The 12,730-nt window shown below is 64.0% G+C and carries 23 protein-coding genes; 16 read left to right on the top strand and 7 right to left on the bottom strand.

Annotation, left to right across the window (positions count from 1 at the left end):
- From BDO18943_RS37130 to BDO18943_RS37105, 6 genes are all read right to left on the bottom strand, one after another.
- On the bottom strand, positions 1–345 hold the full coding sequence (locus BDO18943_RS37130) for a putative holin (protein ID WP_119564410.1): 345 nt from the start codon (positions 343–345) through the stop codon (positions 1–3).
- A gap of 209 nt (positions 346–554) precedes the next feature.
- The gene (locus BDO18943_RS37125) at positions 555–950 is read right to left on the bottom strand and encodes a hypothetical protein (RefSeq protein ID WP_175026105.1); all 396 of its coding nucleotides are present in this window, start codon (positions 948–950) and stop codon (positions 555–557) included.
- 9 nt (positions 951–959) lie between these two features.
- Positions 960–1,475 carry a hypothetical protein gene (locus tag BDO18943_RS37120; protein WP_175026104.1) on the bottom strand — a complete coding sequence of 172 codons (516 nt, stop codon included), beginning with the start codon at positions 1,473–1,475 and terminating at the stop codon, positions 960–962.
- Between the two features lie 35 nt (positions 1,476–1,510).
- Positions 1,511–1,903 carry a hypothetical protein gene (locus tag BDO18943_RS37115; protein WP_175026103.1) on the bottom strand — a complete coding sequence of 131 codons (393 nt, stop codon included), beginning with the start codon at positions 1,901–1,903 and terminating at the stop codon, positions 1,511–1,513.
- 68 nt (positions 1,904–1,971) lie between these two features.
- A complete protein-coding gene (locus tag BDO18943_RS37110) occupies positions 1,972–2,607 on the bottom strand; it encodes a hypothetical protein (RefSeq protein WP_175026102.1) in 636 nt (211 codons plus the stop codon).
- Complete coding sequence (locus BDO18943_RS37105) at positions 2,604–2,996, bottom strand: hypothetical protein (protein WP_210771963.1); 393 nt, start codon at positions 2,994–2,996, stop codon at positions 2,604–2,606. The genes BDO18943_RS37110 and BDO18943_RS37105 overlap by 4 nt, the downstream gene beginning before the upstream one ends.
- A gap of 124 nt (positions 2,997–3,120) precedes the next feature.
- Here BDO18943_RS37105 and BDO18943_RS37100 point away from each other — a divergent pair, with 124 nt between their 5' ends.
- Positions 3,121–3,363 (top strand): DNA-binding protein, encoded by a 243-nt coding sequence (locus BDO18943_RS37100; RefSeq protein WP_175026100.1) that lies wholly within the window; start codon positions 3,121–3,123, stop codon positions 3,361–3,363.
- Between the two features lie 36 nt (positions 3,364–3,399).
- On the opposite strand, the gene BDO18943_RS37095 is transcribed toward BDO18943_RS37100, so the two are convergent.
- Positions 3,400–3,645 carry a hypothetical protein gene (locus BDO18943_RS37095; RefSeq protein WP_175026099.1) on the bottom strand — a complete coding sequence of 82 codons (246 nt, stop codon included), beginning with the start codon at positions 3,643–3,645 and terminating at the stop codon, positions 3,400–3,402.
- Between the two features lie 110 nt (positions 3,646–3,755).
- On the opposite strand from BDO18943_RS37095, the gene BDO18943_RS37090 reads away from it, so the two are divergent.
- The 15 genes from BDO18943_RS37090 to BDO18943_RS37020 all read left to right on the top strand — a co-directional run bounded on the left by BDO18943_RS37090 (position 3,756) and on the right by BDO18943_RS37020 (position 12,591).
- Positions 3,756–4,238, top strand: a complete 483-nt coding sequence (locus BDO18943_RS37090; protein WP_175026098.1) for a hypothetical protein — start codon at positions 3,756–3,758, stop codon at positions 4,236–4,238.
- 2 nt (positions 4,239–4,240) lie between these two features.
- Complete coding sequence (locus BDO18943_RS37085) at positions 4,241–4,441, top strand: hypothetical protein (protein ID WP_175026097.1); 201 nt, start codon at positions 4,241–4,243, stop codon at positions 4,439–4,441.
- Complete coding sequence (locus BDO18943_RS37080; RefSeq protein ID WP_175026096.1) at positions 4,428–4,742, top strand: helix-turn-helix domain-containing protein; 315 nt, start codon at positions 4,428–4,430, stop codon at positions 4,740–4,742. Before BDO18943_RS37085 ends, BDO18943_RS37080 begins: the two co-directional genes overlap by 14 nt.
- Positions 4,743–4,751: 9 nt before the next feature.
- Positions 4,752–5,798 (top strand): hypothetical protein, encoded by a 1,047-nt coding sequence (locus BDO18943_RS37075; RefSeq protein WP_175026095.1) that lies wholly within the window; start codon positions 4,752–4,754, stop codon positions 5,796–5,798.
- 3 nt (positions 5,799–5,801) lie between these two features.
- Positions 5,802–7,586: a DDE-type integrase/transposase/recombinase gene (locus BDO18943_RS37070; RefSeq protein ID WP_175026094.1), complete on the top strand. Its 1,785-nt coding sequence runs from the start codon at positions 5,802–5,804 to the stop codon at positions 7,584–7,586.
- Complete coding sequence (locus BDO18943_RS37065; RefSeq protein ID WP_210771962.1) at positions 7,583–8,884, top strand: AAA family ATPase; 1,302 nt, start codon at positions 7,583–7,585, stop codon at positions 8,882–8,884. The genes BDO18943_RS37070 and BDO18943_RS37065 overlap by 4 nt, the downstream gene beginning before the upstream one ends.
- 1 nt (position 8,885) lies before the next feature.
- A complete protein-coding gene (locus tag BDO18943_RS37060; protein ID WP_175026092.1) occupies positions 8,886–9,212 on the top strand; it encodes a hypothetical protein in 327 nt (108 codons plus the stop codon).
- A complete protein-coding gene (locus tag BDO18943_RS37055) occupies positions 9,209–9,493 on the top strand; it encodes a hypothetical protein (RefSeq protein WP_175026091.1) in 285 nt (94 codons plus the stop codon). The genes BDO18943_RS37060 and BDO18943_RS37055 overlap by 4 nt, the downstream gene beginning before the upstream one ends.
- A 32-nt stretch (positions 9,494–9,525) precedes the next feature.
- Complete coding sequence (locus BDO18943_RS37050; protein WP_235996287.1) at positions 9,526–9,975, top strand: hypothetical protein; 450 nt, start codon at positions 9,526–9,528, stop codon at positions 9,973–9,975.
- Complete coding sequence (locus BDO18943_RS37045; RefSeq protein WP_027809930.1) at positions 9,968–10,351, top strand: hypothetical protein; 384 nt, start codon at positions 9,968–9,970, stop codon at positions 10,349–10,351. Before BDO18943_RS37050 ends, BDO18943_RS37045 begins: the two co-directional genes overlap by 8 nt.
- Positions 10,352–10,966 (top strand): DUF3164 family protein, encoded by a 615-nt coding sequence (locus BDO18943_RS37040; RefSeq protein ID WP_027809929.1) that lies wholly within the window; start codon positions 10,352–10,354, stop codon positions 10,964–10,966.
- 66 nt (positions 10,967–11,032) lie between these two features.
- Complete coding sequence (locus BDO18943_RS37035; protein WP_175026089.1) at positions 11,033–11,239, top strand: hypothetical protein; 207 nt, start codon at positions 11,033–11,035, stop codon at positions 11,237–11,239.
- A 29-nt stretch (positions 11,240–11,268) separates the two neighbouring features.
- On the top strand, positions 11,269–11,544 hold the full coding sequence (locus tag BDO18943_RS37030; protein WP_175026088.1) for an HU family DNA-binding protein: 276 nt from the start codon (positions 11,269–11,271) through the stop codon (positions 11,542–11,544).
- 64 nt (positions 11,545–11,608) lie between these two features.
- On the top strand, positions 11,609–12,205 hold the full coding sequence (locus tag BDO18943_RS37025) for a gp16 family protein (RefSeq protein WP_175026087.1): 597 nt from the start codon (positions 11,609–11,611) through the stop codon (positions 12,203–12,205).
- 2 nt (positions 12,206–12,207) lie between these two features.
- Entirely contained in the window at positions 12,208–12,591 is a 384-nt protein-coding gene (locus BDO18943_RS37020; protein ID WP_175026086.1) for a Mor transcription activator family protein, read from the top strand.
- The last annotated feature ends 139 nt before the right edge of the window (positions 12,592–12,730 follow it).

Genomic DNA, 12,730 nt, shown 5'->3' with positions numbered 1-12,730 from the left:
TCAGAGCCCCAGCGCCACGCCGACCACCACGGCGCCGACGATGATCGCCCGGCGCAGCATGGCGGCCGCGAACACCTGGTGATAGCCCTGGGCGACCTGGTGATCGGCGTCCAGCTCGCAGCTGGTGCCAGTGCAGCGCCAGTCGTACTTCAGGTAGCTGTCGGGCCGGGCATAGGGAAACAGCGAGCGGTCGAGCCAGTAGGCGACGACGGCCGCCAGGCTGATCAAGGACAGCTTGTAGAGCGCGACGGGGAGCTGCTGGGGGGAAATCAGCGCGATGGCAATGATCAGCAGCAGGGCGGTCAAGAGCCACCCGGCCATGCGCGGGATGCGTTTCAGGGACATGCTTCCTCCTACGGGTTGAAAGTCGGGACAGCGCCGACCGAACCCGCGAGAAAGCACACACCCCGCTCCGACCATCGTCACGAAGGCGTGACGGCAGCCGAGGCATGCAGGGCCATCCAGCCTAAGAAGGCGGCGGACCCAGCGAGGAAGGTACTGACGGATCGAGAAGCGCATGCCGCCATCTTCGGGCGGCATGCGAATGGGGTCTTTTAATCTGGTTTAGAGAGAGCAGGCTTCTTGTTTTTCGCCTGTAGCTTGGCCTCGCGCTCCTTCGCCAAGTGAATCTTGTCCTGGATGACGGCCAGCTCCTGCTTGGCGAAAACCTGCTGCTTGGCCTTGCTCTGGTGCGGGAATGCACGCGCGATCCGGCCGCCTGTCTCGTCGGCGAGCTTTGTGAATTCGATCATGGCCTCGTCGAAGCGCTCGGCCTTTTGCAGGTAAAGGGGAAGCCGCAACCACGTCTGGACCGGGTACGAGACAGGCGATACCTTCATCCGGGCATTGGCTTGCCGCAGGCAGGCAATTGCCCGATCCCAATCCTTGGCATCCGACCATTGCGTGGCTTCACGAAGGAGTGCATCCGTTTCATGGTCTTGGGCGAACATTGTCCAGGCTCACTCCGAATCGTCGTCTGGCGCGGCTTTGATGCTGAAGTCAAGTTGCTTCTTCGCCTTGTTGGCCTCGATCGTGTAAGCCAGCCCGGCATCCGCGAAGTAGACGCCATCGGCTAATTCGCCGTTGAGCCGCCGCTGGATAAAGAGGCGCAGCTCTTCCATGCTGAGTTCTGGGTCGGCCGAGAGAGCCGCCGCCGCGATCACCTCATTGCAGAGAGCGTCCGCGCGGCATGACACGGCGATGGAGCGCATCATGTTGCCGTTATCGACGCCGACACCGGCCACGGCGATCCCTGGCGCGACATTGGCGCTGAACTTGCCCGACTTGGCCGGCCAGATCGGCATTCTGGGCTTGAGCCGCAGTATCTGGGCTGCCCGATTGAAGCCCTCGGAGAACTCAGTCGGCGTCATTCCAATGAAGACCGACTCCGTGTCTGCGAAGGCGCCCGCAGAACTGAGCAGGAGCCCCGCCGTCACGCTGGCTGCCAGAAACGTCTTTGTTCGTTGAGCCTTCATAAGCTCCTCCCTGGTTGTTGTTCTCGAAAACCTAATCAATCCCTGTCCTGCAGGATGGTGTCGATGATCTCAATGCGCTCGCGGTAGTAGGCGATCATCTTGCCCTTGCGCTGGCGAATGGCGGCCAGCCACAGCGACGGGATCATCATCGCGCCGATCAGCCAGGCGAACATCCAGAGCTGCCCGGCGATCTTGAACCAGGTGCCGGACAGCAGCAGCCACACCGACCCGATAACCCCAGCGACGAACCAGAAGAACGGGATGTTGAGGAAGACGTCCCGGCGCATCTGCCAGAGCTTGGCCTTGCACCGCCTGAATTCCCGCTTCAGGTCTGGCGTCTCGCAGTCCCACAGCATCTGCGATGCCTCGTTGATGATGTCGCGGCCAGCGACTTGGCCGACCTCGCCGTGAAATTCCTGTCCAGCCATTAACACCCTTTCCTGTTTCTCCAACGCAGTAGCAGTAGGGGCGAGCCCCTACACCCTGCGGGGCTGACTTAGATGGCGCCGTTCCGGCGCGCTGCTTTTTTCCTCTCCGCGACCGTCCGGTAAACCGCTTCCAGCTCCAGCTCGGAAAGGTCTTTCAGCGACCGTCCGCTATAACGATCAGCCAGCAGCCGGGGCAGTTCGTCTTGCTGTCCGATCTCCTTCATGGCGGCATGGATGTAGCGGTAGCAGCTGTTTCGCCAGTCGGGGTCTTTCTTGGGGGCGCTCTTGGCAGACCGCAGTCGGGCGCACCATGTCTGCAGGTACGCCTCGGCCTGGGCGAAGGCGCTGGCAGGGATCAGGTGATAGCTGGTGACCTTCAGCTTGCCGGTCAGGGCCGACCACACGGTGGCGTGCCGCTTCGGGGTGCGCTTGATGGCCGTCTCCAGCTCAACCACCTCATTGACCAGGTCGCGCAGGCGAACCTTCTGGGCATCGGTGATGTGCTCCGGGCCGGGCTGGATCACGACCTTGATGCGTGGCCGGGCCTGCACCTGCAGGTGTATGTCCCCGGTTTGCCCGATGATGTTCTGGCCGCCGTTGATGGCGCCGATCTGGATGCTGGTACGGGGTGCTTCGTTGGTGATGTCTCTGCCGGCGACGTCGCCTTCGACTGCCGCCTGGAACTCTTGCTTCACTACCTTCATTTCCTCCCCTTGTTCACGATGTCTCGGCCGGCCACGCCGCCGCTGACGGGGGCATGGAAGGTTTGCGTCGCAGCACCACCCGTAGGCTGCTCGGCCCCAAGCAGCACGCGCAATGCGGCGTCCCGCAGGGGCTTTGGGCTTTCTCGATACCGCTCGACGAGCAAGCGCTCATCGGCCGTCAGCGACATGTCGGCACGATGGCCCGTGAGCACATACGCGACGTCAACGCCGGTCGTTCCGAGGGCCGCCAATAGGTCGGCCGACAGGCGCTTCCTCCCACCGAGAACGTCCCTCAGGCCCTGAGAGTCTGGTTCGCCAACGGCCTTTGCAGCCGCTGCTGGCTTCAGGCCAAGTCGATCCAGCTCCTCCTTTAAGCGCACGTGTATCAATTCCACATTCTCCGCTTGACACTGTGGAACAGTTCCACAATAATTCGATCACACCGTTTCACAACGAACGACAACTTAAACGGCACTCTGCCAAGTGCCAGCCGCCCCTAGTAAGGAGCCAGCCATGAAACTACGTACTGCTGCCGAAGCCCGCGCCGAGCTTCAAGCCAAAGGTGTTTCCATCACCCAATGGGCGATCGCCAACAAGTTCTCCCCGAACCTCGTCTTTGAAGTCCTGGGCGGCCGCAAGAAGTGCGTGCGCGGCCAGGCCCACGAAATCGCCGTCAAGCTCGGGCTCAAGGCCGGCGAAATCTGCACCGACCCAGCCAAGGCCCTGATGCCGATCCGCCATCGGGCTGCTGCGTGAGGTTCGCCATGCAATTTGACCGTTTCGGCTTCCCCATTAACGCCCTGCTGATTGGCGAACCGCGCGCGCCTCGTCCAGCTGGTTGCACAGCCAGTCCAGCGCCGGCCGAGCCTGTTCATTCAGCTCTGGGTTCTGCGGCCAGCGCCGCTTGCGCAGCGACGCCTGCAGGCCAGCCGCATCAAAGCCTTCCTGGGTTTCCAGGGCAGCAACCAGAGTGAGCCAAGCATGAGCCAGCGCGTTGATTTGCCCTTCGAGTTGCGCAATGCGTTGCGTGTCGTTCATGGGTTTGCCTTTGTGCGAATTATCCGCCTTTCATCGTATCTGCTGCAAATCGCTTCCGATAGCTGCAAATCCGGCATTTGTTTGGAAGGCGCCGTTTCGGGGGGCTTCCAATGAGCCGCCGCAATTGGAAGCGCATCCAGCCGACCTCCCTGCGCCACGCGCTGGAGCTGTGCAAGGACTTCGCCAAGGAACGGCACAACCTATCCGTCGAGCGCATCGCCGAGCGGATGGGGCTGACGGATCACTGGACCGTCTACAAGTGGATTCAGACCGGCCGCATCCCCGCCAACATGATCCGGCCCTACGAGACGGCCTGCGGCATCGACTACGTCACCCGCTGGCTGGCCGCCAGCTCCGGCCGGCTGTTGATCGACATCCCCACCGGGCGCGGCGTGACCGCCGAGGACATCCTGAGCCTGCATTCGGTGATGAATGCGGCCGCCACACAGATTCTCGACTTCTACGAGAAGACACCCCGGCCGGACGTTGCCGATGTTCTGGCCGCGATCCAGGAAGCCATGCAGACGCTCGCCTGGCATCGCGGCAACGTCGAGAAGCACGCCCAGCCCGAACTTGATTTTCAGGAGGAATGACCATGCCCGACAAACGCGACCTCCTCAGCTACGACCTGGCCAAGAAGGTGCCGGACATGCGCTGGGGTTTCCGCATCGAGACCCACTACGGGGAAATCGAAATCGACGGCGACGACGCCAAGCCCTTCGCCGACCTGGTCGAGCGCGTGCTGAAGAAGAAGCTCGCCGCCCTGCAAGGAGGTGCCGAACATGGCCGCCGCTGAACCGAAGGGCACCAGCCAATCCGCTGGCAAGGTTCTGGATGTGCTGAACGTGCTGCTCGGCAACTTCGCCCACGGCTTGACGCCCACCGAGCTGGCCAAGGCCACCGGCCTGGAGCCCAGCTCCATCACCCGCTACGTGGCGACGCTGGAGGAGAAGGGCTTCGCCGAGCGCATCCCCGAGACCGGACGCATTCGCCCCTCGGTGCGGGTTGCGCAGCAGGCCATGAGCATCCTGCGCAGCCTGGAGGCCGCCAAGAGCCGCCTCGACGAGCTGACTTCACGACTCACCATTCAACGATAAGGACACGACATGGCACGCAAGCCCCTTGTTACCACGCACGAACCTACCCCCGAGATCGCGCTCCGTCCCGATGCGGCTGCGCCGGCAAATCTGATGGCTGCTGTCCAGACCAGCTATGACGACGAACGCGACTTGGCAAACCAGCTGTGGGGCCAGATTCAAATGGCCGACGCGATTGCAAAACTCACGACGGTCGTGGGTTTGACGAAGTTAAAGGAGATTAAGGAAAGCAAGCTGTATCGGGCGTTTTCCGGCAAATCGGCAGTTGACCGCGAAGGCAACAAAATCCCCGACGTCGGGACTTGGGATGGTTTCTGCCGCGCACTTGGCACCTCGGCGAATAAGGTCGATGAAGACCTGCTGAATTTGCGTGTCTTCGGCGAGGAGGCAATGGAAAACCTGTCCCGCATCGGAGCCGGTTACCGCGAGCTGCGCCAGTTCCGCCGCTTGCCGGAGGACCAGAAGACCGCACTGATCGAGGTGGCCAAGACCGGCGACAAGGATTCCTTCCTGGAGCTGGCCGAAGACCTGATCGCCAAGCACGCCAAGGAAAAGGAATCGCTGACCCAGCGCGCCGAGGAAGCCGAGGCCAACCTGGAAGCCCGCTCCCGCGTGCTGGAAGACAAGAACAGCAAGATCGACCAGCTCACCGAGGAAGTGGCGAAGATCAAGAAGCGCGTGAAGGCGCTGCCGCCTGCCGACGTCGGCGAGGAAATCCGCAAGGAAGTCACGACGCTGGCCGCCCAGGCCGAGGTCGGCATCCGCGCCATGCGCGCCGGCCTGCAGGCGCTTGCCGACCATACCGAGGCACACGGCATCGACCACGGCGACTTCACCGCCGGGCTGATCTGCCAACTGGAGCTGACCCTGCGCCAGCTGCGCAGCGAGTTCGATGTGAAAACCGCACCCGATGGCGACGACACCCCGGAATGGATGCGCCCCGGCGCGTCCGAGGCAGCGGCCACCCGCGTGGCGGCCGACATGGCGGCGGCGGGCTGGAAGCGTGACGCCGAGGGCCGCATGGTGCGCGCCGACGCGGAAACTTTGGGCGCCTAAGCCATGAGCGCCGTCCTGACCGAACGACTGGTGGCCATCGCCTTGGCCGCCCGGCAGGCCGGGCACGGCGGCAAGGGCGCTATTTACGACGCCGCGTGCAAGGAGCTGGGGATGTCCCGTGCAACCCTGGCACGCAAGATCAAGGAGGTAGCCGTCATGGCCCCACGCAAACGCCGCTCCGATGCCGGGCAAAGTGCCTTGACCCTCGACGAGGCCAAGCTGATCTCGGCCGCGCTGATGGAAACCACCCGGAAGAACGACAAGCGGCTGTACTCCATCAAGGACGCCGTGACGATGCTGCGCGCCAACAATGCGATCCGCGCCGAGTTCCTGGACACGGAGACCGGCGAGCTGCGGCCGCTGTCAGAAAGCACCATCCACCGCGCGCTGCGTATGTACGGCCTGCACCCCGACCAGCTGCTGGCCCCGGCGCCGGTGACCGAGCTGGCCAGCAGGCACCCGAACCACGTCTGGCAGATCGACGCCTCGCTGTGCACCTTGTACTACCTGGGCAACGGCGCCAAGGGCCTGCAGGGCATGGAAGGGCAGGTCTACTACAAGAACAAGCCGGGCAACCTGGAGCGCGTATCGGCCAACCGGGTGTGGCGCTACGTGGTCACCGACCACGCCAGCGGCTGGCTGTACGTCGAGTACGTGCTCGGCGCCGAGAGCGGCGAGAACCTGTGCTCGGTGTTCATCAACGCCATGCAGGAACGCGGCGGCGCCGACATGATGCACGGCTGCCCGGTGATGATCGTGACCGACCCAGGTGCGGCCATGACCGGCGCGCTGTTCCGCAACCTGTGCCGGGCGCTGGGCATCTCCCTGGTGATCAACGCGGTGGGCAATGCGCGCGCCAAGGGTCAGGTCGAGAACGCCAACAACCTGGTGGAAACCAAGTTCGAGCCGGGCCTGAAGCTGCGGCCGGTGGCGAGCCTGGACGAATTGAACACACTGGCCAAGGCATGGCGCGAGAACTTCAACGCCACCGAAATCCACCGCCGTCACGGCCAATCGCGCAGCCTGGTTTGGATGACGATTCGCGCCGACCAACTGATCAAGGCGCCCTCGGTCGAGGTCTGCCGCGAGCTGGCGGTGGCCGAGCCGGAAAGCCGCAAGGTCACTCCGAAGCTGCGCGTGTCCTTCCAGGGCCGCGAGTACGACGTCTCGACGGTGCCGGGCGTGATGGTCGGCGAGAAGGTGATGGTCACCCGCAACCCCTGGCGCGACGACGCGGCCCAGGTGGTGCTGGTGGGCGAAGACGGCCGCGACGTGTTCCATGTCGTCCATGAGGTGTTCAAGGACGAACTAGGCTTTTCCGAGAAGGCGGCCGTGTTTGGCGAAAGCTTCAAGCGCCACGCCGACACACCGGCGCAGACCGCCCTCAAGGACATCGAGCAGCTGGTCACCGGCACCGACAGCCAGGCGGCCGCCGAGGCCGCCCGCAAGGCCAAGTCCCTGCCGTTTGGTGGCCAACTCGACCCGTACAAGCACATCGACGACGCCACGCTGCCGACCTACCTGCCGCGCCGTGGCACCGCCCACGACCTGGTGGCGCCGAAGGTGGAACTGCCGCCGCTTTCCCACGTGGATGCCGCCAAGCAGATCAAGCCGAGGGTCGAGTCTGCCGGCGGCGAATGGACTGCCGACCGCTTCCGCTGGCTGCAGCAGCGCTACCCGGCCGGCGTCCCACAAGACCAGCTCGACACGATCGTCGCCGAGCTTTCCGGCCCCCGCGCGGGCCATCAGAAACCGCTGCAGCTGCTGCGTGCGGCAGGAGGTGAGTGATGTTGAAGCTGAAGAACGTGCTGTTGAAGGCCGGCTGCAAGCAGGCTGACCTGGCCAAGGCGCTGAACGTTTCGCAGGCGACCGTGGCGCAAATCGTCAATCACGGCGAATGGCCGAAGAGCCTGGATGAACTGGACCTGCAGGAACGCATTTGCGACTTCCTGGAGGCCAAGGGCGTCGCGCAGGCCGAGCTGGCCAGCGTCTTCGAGGAGGTGGATCAGGCTGACGTGCGCGAGCGCATCAACGCCTTCCTCGCCGAGATCGGCGCCGATCCGGCCGATCTGGCCAATGTTCTTGAAGCAAAGGTGAGCGAGCCGCGCGCTGTCTTGGCGGATACGGCGGCCCGCTCGGTCCCCAAGTCGAAACCCGCTACCGAGTCCAACCAGGAGGAATCCATGTTACTGCGTAAACAAACCCTGTTTCCAGCCACCCGCAAGCATTTCGGGCTTTTTCGCGATCCGTTCCAGGATGACATCCAGTCCCACGAGGACATGTACGTCAGCCCGGACATCCGCTATATCCGCGAGGCCATGTTCCAGACCTCCAAGCACGGCGGCCTGCTCGCAGTGGTGGCCGAGAGCGGCGCCGGCAAGACCACGCTGATGCGCGACCTGGAAGACCGCATTGTCCGCGAGAACCAGCCGATTCTGCTGATCAAGCCCTATGTGCTGGGGATGGAGGACAACGACCAGAAGGGCAAGACGCTGAAGGCGACCCACATCGCCGAGGCGATCATGGCCACCGTCGCGCCCCTGGAGCGCCCGAAGAGCAGCCCCGAGGCGCGCTTCCGCCAGCTGCACCAGGTGCTGCGCGAGTCCCACGCCGCCGGCTACCGCCACTGCCTGGTGATCGACGAGGCGCACTCGCTGCCGATTCCGACCATCAAGCACCTGAAGCGCTTCTTCGAGCTGGAGCTGGGTTTCAAGAAGCTGCTGTCGATCATCCTGATCGGCCAGCCCGAGCTGAAGGCCAAGCTGTCTGAGCGCAACCAGGACGTGCGCGAGGTGGTGCAGCGCTGCGAGATGGTGGAACTGGCACCGCTCGACGGCGGCCGCCTCGACGAGTACCTGAAGTTCAAGTTCGACCGCCTGGGCAAGCCGATCGGCGAGGTGATCGACCCCAGCGGCATCGATGCCTTGCGCGCCAAGCTGACCATCACCAGCACCCGGCGCGATCGCCCGGAGACGGTCTCGCTGCTGTACCCGCTGGCCGTGGGCAACCTGCTGACCGCGTGCATGAACCTGGCCGCCGAGATCGGCGTGCCGACCGTGACCGCCGACGTGGTGAAGGGGGTGTGACATGGGCGCTCTGCTGAAGATCGTCCAGCCGCCCACCGTGGTCGCCCAGGAGAGCGCCTGCCGCGTGCTCAACGCCGGCCTGGTGGATCGCCTGGGCGCCATGAACGCGGCCGTCCGCACCTTGCGCGACATGGGCTACCGCGTGGTCGCCCAGACGCTGTTCCCGGTGCGCGGTGGCAAGCCCGAGGTGCTGATCGACCGCGACCGCCAGGCGTCCATTGGCCCGCTGCTGGATCGCTCGCGCGGCCGCCAGTGGCGTACCGAGGCCGGCAAGAAGCGCGGCTTCACCGAGTTCCAAGGCGTAACCGTGACGTGGGAGGAAGCATGAGCGGCCCGACCATCACCATATGCCCGACGATGGCCAACCCGGAAGCCTTCAGCACGATCCCGGAGCTGCGCGAGGAACTGCACCGCGCCAATGCCACGATCCTCAAGATGGCCGACCAGTTGCACTCGCTGTCCTGCGTCACGCAGGACATCAGCGAGCGCCTGTCGCGCATGGTGCTCGGCCATATGGCCGGCGACCAAGGCGCGGTGAAGCGTGAGCTGGACGACATCGTGGCCAAGCACGTCAAGGTGGTGCAGCAGCCGCAGGGAGGGCTGCACTGATGCGCACCCGCTGCCCGAGCTGCGGCGCGACCTTGTCGCTCGACGCCCTGATTGCCCACGACGCGTCCCGCGAAGCCTTGGCGGCCGCCTTCAAGCTGTCCGGCCAGCTCGGCTCCGCCCTGGTGCGCTACCTGGCGCTGTTCCGCCCGGAGTCGCGCGAGCTGACGATGGATCGCGTGGCGCGCCTGGTCGGCGACCTGCTGCCCGACCTGCAGGCCCAGCGGATCAGCCGCAACGGCCAAGTCCATGACGCACCGCTGGAGGCATGGGTGTGGGCGATCGAACAGGCGCTCGCCGCCCGCGACGCGGGCCGGCTGACCCTGCCGCTCAAGAGCCACGGCTGGCTCTACGAGGTGATCAGCAACTGGCGTCCGCAGGCAGGCCAGGTGGTGGCCACCGGCGAGCCGCGCCAGGCGCTGGCCAAGACACCGTCCAAGACCCTGTCGGCGATCGCCGCCCTGGAGGACCGCGCACGTGGTTGAGAAGTGGCTCGAACGGGAGATTGCGCGCGGCCTGCAGGGGCTGATTGCCCTGCGGCTGTCCGGCGCTCCCGCCGACGACAGCGTGACGCTCACCCTGGACGTCTGGCTTGCCGCGATCGAGAGCCTGTCCGTGAACTGGAACGAGCAGCTGGACGCCGAGCGTGTCCGCCGGGCGTTCCGCACGCTGTACCGCATTTGCGACCGCTGGCCGCCGCCGAAGGTGTTCCTGGACAACCTGGGCAACCGCGATCCGCCGAAGGCCCTGCCGCCTCCTCCGATCAGTGAGGAGCAGCGGAAGAAGAACGTGGCCTTGCTTCGGGAATTGATGAAGAAGCTGGGCCGGGAAAAGAGCATGTATTCAAAGAAGGAGCCTTAGATGGACAACGCAATTCCAGCCGGTTACTGGCGAGACGGGGAAGGCCGGCTGATCCCCGAGAACATGGTCAAGCCGATCGACAGGGCGCGCGACGACCTGGTGCGCGAACTGGTCGGGAAGGCCAAGGCCGCCTCGGCCGTCCTGGCCGACTTCAAGGCCAAGGCTTTCGGCGACATCGGCGCCTTCGTCGAAATGTCGGGCGAGCAGTACGGCGTGAAGCTGGGCGGCGTGAAGGGCAACGTGACGCTGCTGTCGTTCGACGGCCGCTTCAAGATCGTCCGACAGATTCAGGAACACCTGGTGTTCGACGAGCGCCTGCAGGCGGCCAAGCAGCTGATCGACGAGTGCATCCAAACTTGGACCGAAGGCAGCAGCGACGAGATCAAGGCGCTGATCAATGACGCCTTCCAGGTGAACAAGGAAGGAAAGATCAACACCGCCCGCGTGCTCGGCTTGAAGCGCCTCAACATCAACGACGAGAAGTGGCTGCGCGCCATGCAGGCGATCGCCGACAGCGTCCAGGTGGCCGGCAGCAAGCCGTACATCCGCATCTACGAGCGGGTCGGCGACACCGACCAATACCAGCCGATCAGCCTCGACGTGGCTGCGGTTTAACACCTGAGTTAAGCCGCACCGTAGGCGTCGGCTTGAATGAACTGTTATGACACAACTGGAGGAACGATGAGCATCCAACCAATTTACAAAGACCTTTGGCCCGAGCTGGCAAAAGCTGCATGCGCGATGGTTCGCGCCCACATGGACAACGAGACGATGGTGCCCGCTCTCGATGACGTAGCGGAACAGTATCCGAACCTGACTCGCGAGCAGTTGACGTGCTTGTGGATGGGGGTGAATGCAAAGGCTCGAGAAGGCTTGATTGGGGCATAACCGAGTTTTTAACCAGCAAGGAGCAATCCATGAACAAGCAAGACCTGATCAAGCACCTGGCCGCCCACGCGGATGTCACCAACAAGCAGGCCGAGGCCGTGCTCAATGCCCTCACAACCACGGTGCTCGACACCGTGCGGGCCGGCAACGAGCTGGCGATCACCGACCTGGGCAAGTTCGGCAGCGCCCAGCGCGCCGCCAAGACCGGCCGCAACCCGAAGACCGGCGAGACCATCCAGATCGCCGCCAAGCGTGCGCCGAAGTTCTCGCCGGCCAAGGCCCTCAAGGACGCGGCCGCAGCCTAAACCCTCGCCTCAAGCCGCTCGCCTTCGCGGGCGGCTTCGGGAGATGGTTTTTCAGGAGAGAACGATGCCAGCCCCTAACCGCCAGCGCCTGATCCGCTTGATTCACGTGGCCAAGCGCGACCTGTCGATGGACGACGACACCTATCGCGCCATCCTGCAGCGGATTGGAAAGAAGGCGTCGTCGGCCGATCTGACCATTCCAGAACTGGAGAAGGTTTTGGAACACCTGAAGCGCAGTGGCTTCAAGGTGCGTTCCAAGGCCAAGCCGGCCCAGGCAAAGCCCTCCCGGCCGCTCGCCCAGGATGGGGAGAGCAAGAAAATCCGCGCCCTTTGGCTGTTCCTGCATGAGCTGGGCGCCGTCAAGAATCCCTCAGAGGAAGCGTTGGCCACCTACGTCAAGCGCATCGCCGGGGTGGATGCTCTGCAGTGGATCAGCGGCGAGCAGGCCGAGCGCCTGATCGAGACCATGAAGAAGTGGGCCATGCGCTTCCTGCCGCAGGCCGTGAAAGCGCTGGTGCCGCAGGTCGGCGCCCTGCAGCTGTCCGACCTCGAACGCGGCCAGCTCAATGCCGTACTGAACAGGGCGTTCACGCGCCAGACCTTTGACCCAATGCACTCTGCCTGGGAGAGCTTGAACGACGTTTTGAAGAGAGGGAGATAGACATGGCCGAAGCTGCATTCCAAGACGATCGCCAGAAGGGCGATTTCAAGAGCAAGGGGCCGGAGCTGCTGGTCGATCTGGCCGAACAGTGCGCCCTGGCGCTGAAAGAGAGCGCCGGCCTCGACAAGGACAAGGCCGATCAAGTCGGGCGCGAGATTGCCGACCGCATGGCCGCGCACTGGGGCGGCCAGAACATCTATTTCCCGATGGGCCTGTCCTACAAGCTCTCGCAGCGCGATCGCCAGATTTACGACGACTTCACCGGCGCCAACCACAGCGAGCTGGCCCGGAAGTACGGCGTCTCCCTTCAGTGGATTTACAAGATCGTGAAGACGGTGCGCCAGGAGGAGATGGCGCGGCGGCAGGGCGACCTATTCACCGAATAAAAAACGGGCCAATCGCGGCCCGTTTGTCTTTTCATCCTCTGCAAGTTTCTTTCAGTGGGGCCTTCCGGACTCTTCCCGTATCATCCCGGTTGTTCCCACTTATCTTTCGTCCCCCTGGGAAATATCTCTCCTTCTCTCA

It is taken from the genome of Burkholderia aenigmatica, from assembly GCF_902499175.1.
In the GTDB taxonomy this organism is placed as follows: domain Bacteria; phylum Pseudomonadota; class Gammaproteobacteria; order Burkholderiales; family Burkholderiaceae; genus Burkholderia; species Burkholderia aenigmatica.
This window is presented reverse-complemented; position numbering and strand designations above follow the sequence as displayed.

What these genes read in the sequence shown, in the direction of transcription:
- BDO18943_RS37130 (WP_119564410.1), bottom strand. Translation starts at nt 345, where the DNA reads ATGTCCCTGAAACGCATCCCGCGCATGGCCGGGTGGCTCTTGACCGCC.
- BDO18943_RS37125 (WP_175026105.1), bottom strand. Translation starts at nt 950, where the DNA reads ATGTTCGCCCAAGACCATGAAACGGATGCACTCCTTCGTGAAGCCACG.
- BDO18943_RS37120 (WP_175026104.1), bottom strand. Translation starts at nt 1,475, where the DNA reads ATGAAGGCTCAACGAACAAAGACGTTTCTGGCAGCCAGCGTGACGGCG.
- BDO18943_RS37115 (WP_175026103.1), bottom strand. Translation starts at nt 1,903, where the DNA reads ATGGCTGGACAGGAATTTCACGGCGAGGTCGGCCAAGTCGCTGGCCGC.
- BDO18943_RS37110 (WP_175026102.1), bottom strand. Translation starts at nt 2,607, where the DNA reads ATGAAGGTAGTGAAGCAAGAGTTCCAGGCGGCAGTCGAAGGCGACGTC.
- BDO18943_RS37100 (WP_175026100.1), top strand. Translation starts at nt 3,121, where the DNA reads ATGAAACTACGTACTGCTGCCGAAGCCCGCGCCGAGCTTCAAGCCAAA.
- BDO18943_RS37095 (WP_175026099.1), bottom strand. Translation starts at nt 3,645, where the DNA reads ATGAACGACACGCAACGCATTGCGCAACTCGAAGGGCAAATCAACGCG.
- BDO18943_RS37090 (WP_175026098.1), top strand. Translation starts at nt 3,756, where the DNA reads ATGAGCCGCCGCAATTGGAAGCGCATCCAGCCGACCTCCCTGCGCCAC.
- BDO18943_RS37085 (WP_175026097.1), top strand. Translation starts at nt 4,241, where the DNA reads ATGCCCGACAAACGCGACCTCCTCAGCTACGACCTGGCCAAGAAGGTG.
- BDO18943_RS37080 (WP_175026096.1), top strand. Translation starts at nt 4,428, where the DNA reads ATGGCCGCCGCTGAACCGAAGGGCACCAGCCAATCCGCTGGCAAGGTT.
- BDO18943_RS37075 (WP_175026095.1), top strand. Translation starts at nt 4,752, where the DNA reads ATGGCACGCAAGCCCCTTGTTACCACGCACGAACCTACCCCCGAGATC.
- BDO18943_RS37070 (WP_175026094.1), top strand. Translation starts at nt 5,802, where the DNA reads ATGAGCGCCGTCCTGACCGAACGACTGGTGGCCATCGCCTTGGCCGCC.
- BDO18943_RS37060 (WP_175026092.1), top strand. Translation starts at nt 8,886, where the DNA reads ATGGGCGCTCTGCTGAAGATCGTCCAGCCGCCCACCGTGGTCGCCCAG.
- BDO18943_RS37055 (WP_175026091.1), top strand. Translation starts at nt 9,209, where the DNA reads ATGAGCGGCCCGACCATCACCATATGCCCGACGATGGCCAACCCGGAA.
- BDO18943_RS37040 (WP_027809929.1), top strand. Translation starts at nt 10,352, where the DNA reads ATGGACAACGCAATTCCAGCCGGTTACTGGCGAGACGGGGAAGGCCGG.
- BDO18943_RS37035 (WP_175026089.1), top strand. Translation starts at nt 11,033, where the DNA reads ATGAGCATCCAACCAATTTACAAAGACCTTTGGCCCGAGCTGGCAAAA.
- BDO18943_RS37030 (WP_175026088.1), top strand. Translation starts at nt 11,269, where the DNA reads ATGAACAAGCAAGACCTGATCAAGCACCTGGCCGCCCACGCGGATGTC.
- BDO18943_RS37025 (WP_175026087.1), top strand. Translation starts at nt 11,609, where the DNA reads ATGCCAGCCCCTAACCGCCAGCGCCTGATCCGCTTGATTCACGTGGCC.
- BDO18943_RS37020 (WP_175026086.1), top strand. Translation starts at nt 12,208, where the DNA reads ATGGCCGAAGCTGCATTCCAAGACGATCGCCAGAAGGGCGATTTCAAG.